At 49.0% G+C, this 6,763-nt stretch carries 4 protein-coding genes; 3 read left to right on the top strand and 1 reads right to left on the bottom strand.

From position 1 onward, the window contains the following. Positions 1-989: 989 nt before the first annotated feature. Both Q0620_RS02480 and murG read left to right on the top strand, forming a co-directional pair. Positions 990-2,150, top strand: coding sequence for an FtsW/RodA/SpoVE family cell cycle protein (locus tag Q0620_RS02480; RefSeq protein WP_297904610.1), 1,161 nt, complete (start codon positions 990-992; stop codon positions 2,148-2,150). A 157-nt stretch (positions 2,151-2,307) separates the two neighbouring features. Next, the gene (gene murG, locus Q0620_RS02475) at positions 2,308-3,321 is read left to right on the top strand and encodes an undecaprenyldiphospho-muramoylpentapeptide beta-N-acetylglucosaminyltransferase (RefSeq protein WP_298783076.1); all 1,014 of its coding nucleotides are present in this window, start codon (positions 2,308-2,310) and stop codon (positions 3,319-3,321) included. A 225-nt stretch (positions 3,322-3,546) separates the two neighbouring features. Here the strand turns inward: murG and Q0620_RS02470 are convergent, their stop codons facing one another. Then, a complete protein-coding gene (locus Q0620_RS02470) occupies positions 3,547-4,458 on the bottom strand; it encodes a hypothetical protein (RefSeq protein WP_298783075.1) in 912 nt (303 codons plus the stop codon). 329 nt (positions 4,459-4,787) lie between these two features. Between Q0620_RS02470 and htpG the strand changes: the two genes are divergently transcribed. After that, positions 4,788-6,629 (top strand): molecular chaperone HtpG, encoded by a 1,842-nt coding sequence (htpG, locus tag Q0620_RS02465; RefSeq protein ID WP_298783074.1) that lies wholly within the window; start codon positions 4,788-4,790, stop codon positions 6,627-6,629. The last annotated feature ends 134 nt before the right edge of the window (positions 6,630-6,763 follow it).

The raw sequence follows: 6,763 nt of genomic DNA, 5'->3' as shown, positions 1-6,763 counted from the left end.
ATTTATAGAGCCCTGCAAATTTTAAAATTTTGCTTCTTTTTGGGCTTTGGAATTTTGAAATTTAAAAATTTGCCGTAGCGGACCTGAATTTTAAATCGCGCCACGACGATATGAAGCGTTTGTAATTGCGCGAGCGGGAGAAACTGCCGGAGTATTGGCTTGCCGTGCGTGAGTACATGAGTGAAAAGTTCGCCGCACGCTGAAGGCTGGGAGAGGAGTATTGCGGTCGTGCGCAGCGGCTAATTTGCAGTGCGAGCGCCTGTGCCGCACGTCAAAATTGGTGCATCGCAAGCGGTGCGACGAGCTGTTTGGCGCGCGGTGTTTTGCGTGGGCGTGTTTTTACAATACAAAGTGGGTACATTTGCGATATGTTTTGCGGTGCGGCTGTATTGTGAGATGCAGCACGTTTTGCATCGTCCGGGCGCTGAAAATCGATCGGCATGCGAGCATGTTTGTAATGGATGTTGCGCGTAAAATTTTGCAACTATCGCGCACGAGTAGCGCGCGATTTTGCGCAGTTGTGATTTGCGACCTTGTATCGCGTGCCGAAAGTCGCCGCGATACGCCTGCCAGAGTAGAATGCACCCGCCTGTGTATTAAAAGATAGTGCGAGGTTGCGCTCTACGTACGGCGTGGCAGTGTACGTCGAAAGGCTGCACGATGCGCGAAGGTAAAATGCGTACTTGCGGCGACGCAGGACGTGGCTGTGCTTTACGGCGCACTATCCTGCAGCATGCACCGCAAAGCCGCCTATGCGCGAGAATAAAATTCGCGCCGCGCGTCAAAGACGCACGATCGTGCTGCGTTCCAAAAGACAATGTGTGATCGTGCCACGCGTAAAAGATGCGCGATCGCGCTGTACACCAAAAGGCGGTGCCACGATCGGCGCCGTGCGGCACCGGCGCGATACGAGGTTTCAAAACATCGTGCGGCGGACGAAGCGTGCACGGCGCACGTAAATGCGAATAAATTTTAAAACGGAGAGACGATTGAGAACCGATAAATGGCTATATTACTTCACCTGCGCGCTCATTACGATCGGCATGATATTTTCGCTGTCGCTGAGCTCATATACGGTGCTTCTGCTGGGTGCTACGCCACTGCATTTTTTTTATCGTCAGTGCGCGGTAGGGATCGCATGCATCGCGGTGATGTGGATCGTCTCGCGCGCCGATCCCGATAAATGCCTAACGCCGGTGTGCATGTCGCTTTTTGCGATCATGGGGATTTTGATGCTTGCGATGGGCTTTTTGCCCAAGTCCTTGGTTGCCGACGTCAACGGCGCGGCGCGCTGGATCAGGCTGCCGTTTTTTAACCTAGCGCCGGTGGAATTTTTCAAAGTGGGCTTCATCTACTTTTTGGCGTGGAGCTTCTCGCGCAAGCTCGATCACTCCAAAAAAAGTATCGGGCGCGAGATCGCGACGCTGCTTCCTTACGTAGCGCTTTTCGGCTTTGTGGTGATCCTAGTCGCCATCGTGCAAAACGATCTGGGGCAAGTCGCGGTGCTGGGGCTTACGATGATTTTTATGTCGCTTTTCGCGGGCACGAGCTTTAAGCTCATCGGCTTTAGCTTTATGGGGATTTTGGGGCTTGCTTACGTTTTTATCGTCACGAGCGCGCACAGGGTCGATCGCGTGCGCTCGTGGTGGGGCGGCGTGCAGGATTTCGTACTGTCGTTTATGTCGCCCGAAACAGCCGCAGGGCTGCGTATAGAGGACGCTAGCGCGCCGTATCAGGTCGGACACTCGCTAAATGCGATAAACAACGGCGAGTTTTTCGGGCAGGGACTTGGGCTTGGAAGCTTTAAGCTCGGCTATCTAAGCGAGGTACATACCGACTTCGTGCTTGCAGGTATCGCCGAGGAGTGGGGATTTATCGGGATTTTACTCATCGTGGCGCTATTTTATGCGATGCTATTTCGCATCTTTCAGACTGCGAGCAAGTCGCCGAGTAACGTAAATTTCCTCTTTTGCCTAGGTATCGGCTTTATGTTTTTCTTTTCGTTCATTATCAATTCCTACGGCATTACGTCGATCTCGCCGGTTAAGGGTATCGCCGTGCCGTTTCTAAGCTACGGCGGCAGCCATCTGCTCGCGGCATCGTTTGCGGTGGGGCTCGTTTTGATGGCGTCGAAAAGGGCAAAATTTTAAAACTTTTGCGGGCTTTTGGGCGAGTGCGGCAAGTTCGGTGGGCGCGGTTTTAAATTTAGGCGTAAAATTTAGAGCCGAATTTGCGCTTAAAATTCTACTCCAAAGCGCGCCGAGGCTAAAATTTAAGCGCGAAATTTTATAAATTTAAAGGAAAAGTATGGTCATAGCAATCAGCGGCGGCGGCACCGGCGGGCATCTTATAATCGCTAAAAATTTAGCCGCCCATCTTGCGAAGCAGGGCATCAGGGCGATCTTCATCGGCTCAAACCGCGGGCAGGATCGCGCGTGGTTTGAAAATAGCGAGCTTTTTGCGCGCACCTATTTTTTGCAAAGCTCGGGCGTAGTCGATAAAAAGGGCTTTGCCAAGCTAGCCTCGCTGCTAAATATCCTGCGCCTCTCGCTTGCGGCGCGTAAAATTTTAAAGCAAAACGGCGTCCGCGCGCTCATCAGCGTGGGCGGATACAGCTCGGCGCCCGCATCCATCGCGGCGATCCTTTCTCGCGTGCCGTTTTTTATCCACGAGCAAAACGCCGTTTGCGGGCGGCTCAACCGCCTGCTGAGGCCCTTTGCGCGCGCGTTTTACAGCTCCTATGAAAAGCCTGCGTTTGCTTATCCGATCGCGGATATTTTTTTCGAGACGGCGCGGCCGCGCATGGCGCTTAAGAGGGTCATTTTTTTGGGCGGCTCGCAGGGAGCGAGCTTTATCAACTCGCTTGCCGTGGAGCTTGCGCCCAAGCTTTTGAGCCTCGGCTACGGCGTGATTCACCAGTGCGGCGAGCGCGAGTTTGAGCGCATCTCGCAGATCTACGCGCAGCAGGGCCTAGATGTACAGCTCGTAGGCTTTTGCAAAAACATGCACGAGCTCATCGCAAGCGCCGATCTTTGCGTCGGACGCAGCGGCGCAAGCACGCTGTGGGAGCTCTGTGCAAACGGTCTACCGGCGATATTCGTGCCGTTTCCGTTCGCGGCGGCGGATCATCAGTTTTATAACGCGAAATTTCTTAAAGAGCGCGGACTTTGCGAAATTTTACGTCAAGAGGACGCAAGCGGCGAGCGGATTTTGAGCTTGATTGAGAGCTTTGATGTGGCGCCCGCAAGCAAAGGGCTGCTTGAGCTTGCAGATCGAAACGGCGCGCAAGCGATAATCGACGATGTGATGAGTAAAATTTAAAAGCGCGCCGGACAGTATGAGCTTGCGTAAATTTAAGGCGATCTCTGCGAGAGGCTTTAAATTTATAAACTGATTAAATTTTACTTTTTGCGTTTGTGTAAATTTGACGCGGCGCTTGGGTTTGAGTAAAAATTTAAAATTTGTATGCTTGCTGAGCAAAGGACATCTTTTGATTTGCGCAAATTTAAACTCGCAAACGGAGCCGTGCAAAAGTGTGTTTAAAAATTATCTGCGCCTAAAGCTGATTATCGCATCGTCGTTTTCTTGTTGATATTTTTCAAACAGAGCCTGATATCTTTGCGATTTTGCCGGATCATTTGAATAAATTCCGACTAGAAAATAGCACGCCTCCGCAAATCGCAACTCGCACGATCGCTCAAAGTATCGCGTACCCGTTTCTTTGTCATCGTCATCAAAATACGCGACGTAACCGAACATAAAGCAGCCTTCGCCGTTACCGAGCTTGCATGCTTTTTTATACAGTTTTCTGCCCTCTTGCGAATCTCTATCCTCGTAGCCTGCAAGTCTCGTGCAGCTTTCGCCACCGTTAAGATCGTAGCAGCCTTTTTTAAGCAACTCTTTGGCGCCATCTTGCGAAATTTCGCCATTTAATAGTAGTAGGCTCGAAAGCACGGCGCAGGCATCGCCATCCCCGCTGTCGCAATCTTCGCGAAATCTTACGGGATTTTTCATTTTTAAAGTGCCGTCTTTGGTGCGAATAGAAATTTCTTTAGGATTTTTATTTGCGTCTTCGTTTGCTTGATTGATAGGAATTCGGGTTTCATTTAAAATCTCCGTGCGAAAAGGCGCTTTTATCGCTATAAAAACCGCGACTATACATACGATGACGAGAGGGAGTATTTTTAGCGTAGAGCGATTTTTGTGCGGAGTGTGGAGATCCGCGTCTTTGAACGATTGCCTACCCATTAAAGTAGCGACGGAAGGCTTAGGGCTCGGTTTTTGGCTTAAATTTGCGGCCGAACCTGCGCCTGATTTTTCGGTTAAATTTATGGTAGCGTCCGTATTCAGATCTGCATTGTCATCCGCTTCGCAGATATTTTCGTTTGAACTCTTTAAATTTTTGCTCCGCTTTTCTCTCAGCTCATTTATGCGCCGTATAATTTCTTCGTTATTCAAATGAAATCCTTTTTGCTCGATAAATTTTGTTTTAGTCGGTTAAACACCGGGCTTTATCATCAAAATCGCATTGAAAACGGGTGGATTATATCATCTTATTTTGAATTTTTTAAAAAACGACGCTTGGGGGCCCAAATTTAGCGTAAATACGTCATCAAATTTGAGCCGGTTCTTGCGAGGATCGGCCGCAGTCCGTTTAAATTTTGCATACTTCGGGCGCGTAAATTTCCAAAACTTGATAGGATTCATATCAAGTTTATTTATTCTTCTCTTGACAAGATTAGCACTCCATGATATAATCTGCTAAAATTTTCAAAAAGGATCGCATAATGGCAAAGAAAAAATTTAAGACCGAAGTGAATGATCTGCTAAATTTGATGATCCATTCGCTTTATTCAAACAAGGAGATTTTTCTGCGCGAGCTGATCTCAAACGCGAGCGACGCGCTGGATAAATTAAATTACCTAAGCCTTACGAATGACGATTACAAGGCGCTTTCGTATGTGCCGCGCATCGATATAAAGATCGACAAAGAGGTCAAAACGCTAAGCATCGGCGACAACGGCATCGGTATGGACGAGGCTGAGCTCGAGAGCAATCTAGGCACTATAGCGCGCAGCGGCACGAAGGGCTTTATGGCGAGCCTTAGCGGCGATGCGGCGAAGGACAGCAACCTCATCGGGCAGTTCGGTGTCGGGTTTTATTCGGCGTTTATGGTTGCAGATCGTATCGATGTTATCAGCCGCAAGCCGCTCTCGCAGGACGGCTATAAATGGAGCAGCGACGCGAGCAACTACGCGATCGAAAAGGCGCAAAAAGAGGACTTCGGCACGACGATAATTCTGCATATGAAAGATGAGGAGTTTTTGGACGAATATAGGCTAGAAGGCATCATCAAAAAATACTCCAACCACATCCCCTATCCGATCTTTATGGATAAAGAAGAATACGTACCCGCGCAAAAAGAGGGCGAGCAGGGACATAGCGAAATCAAAAACGTCCAGATCAACCGTGCGAGCGCGCTTTGGCAGCTGCCAAAAAGCAGCCTAAAGTCTGGCGATTACAATGAATTTTACAAGCAGATCAGCCACGATAGCGGCGATCCGCTGTTTTACATCCACACCAAGGCCGAGGGCACGCACGAATACACGACGCTTTTTTACGTGCCGAGCAGCGAGCCCTTCGATCTATACCGCGTCGATTATCAAAGCGGCGTTAAGCTCTACGTCAAGCGCGTTTTTATCACCGATGACGCCAAAGAGCTGCTGCCTAGCTATCTGCGCTTCGTGCGCGGCATAATGGACGTCGAGGATCTGCCGCTAAACGTAAGCCGCGAAATTTTACAAGAAAATCGAATTCTAGCCTACGTCCGCGAACAGAGCGTGAAAAAAATTCTATCCGAGCTGCAGAAGCTTTTGCAGAACGATCGCGAAAAATACATAAAATTTTACGAATTATTCGGCAAGGTTTTGAAAGAGGGGCTTTACGGCTTCGGCGCAAACAAAGAGGAAATTTTAAAACTTTGTCTTTTCAAATCAAACCTGCGAGAGGGGCTCATCACTCTTGGCGAATATAAGGAAAAAATGGGCGCGGAACAAAAAGAGATCTATTATATCGCGGGAAACAGCGCCGCGATGCTTAAAAGCTCGCCTCTGATCGAGAAATTTAACGCCGAGGGCACGGAGGTGCTGCTCTGCGACGATGAGATCGATACGATCGTGATGCCGGGCGTTTTTGAGTTTGATAAGACGCCTGTAAAAAACGCGACTTCGATCAAGCAAGAAGCTTCGGAGGGCGATGCCGCGACGCCGCAAGCCAAAGAGATCGCTGCAAAGATCAAAGAAATTTTAGGCGAACGCGTCAAGGATGTTAAAATTTCATCGCGTCTAAACGGCTCGCTTTCCTGCCTTGTTTTTGACGAGAACGATCCCGATTTTGCGACGCAGCAGCTGCTTAAGCAGATGGGAAACCGCAATCTGCCGCCTGTAAAGCCGATTTTGGAGATCAATGCAGATCACGAGATCATCAAAAAGCTGCAGGCCGATAAACTGATGCTGCCGCAAGTAGCCGAGATAATCTACGATCTGGCACGCCTTAGCGAGGGGCAGGAGCTTGAAAATCCGAGCGAGTTTATCAAAAACGTAAACGAGCTGATCGCAAAGGCTTTGTAGATTATCTAAATTTAGAGCTTCGATCCGCTACTCAAATTCCGCGCGGCTGCATATATCTATGTGGCCGCGTTTTAAATTTAAAGAGAAATTTCTGCAGGCAAACTTCACGAGCTTTTTAAATTTTAAAATTTAAA

It is taken from the genome of uncultured Campylobacter sp. (assembly GCF_938017615.1).
Taxonomy (GTDB): domain Bacteria; phylum Campylobacterota; class Campylobacteria; order Campylobacterales; family Campylobacteraceae; genus Campylobacter_B.
This window is presented reverse-complemented; position numbering and strand designations above follow the sequence as displayed.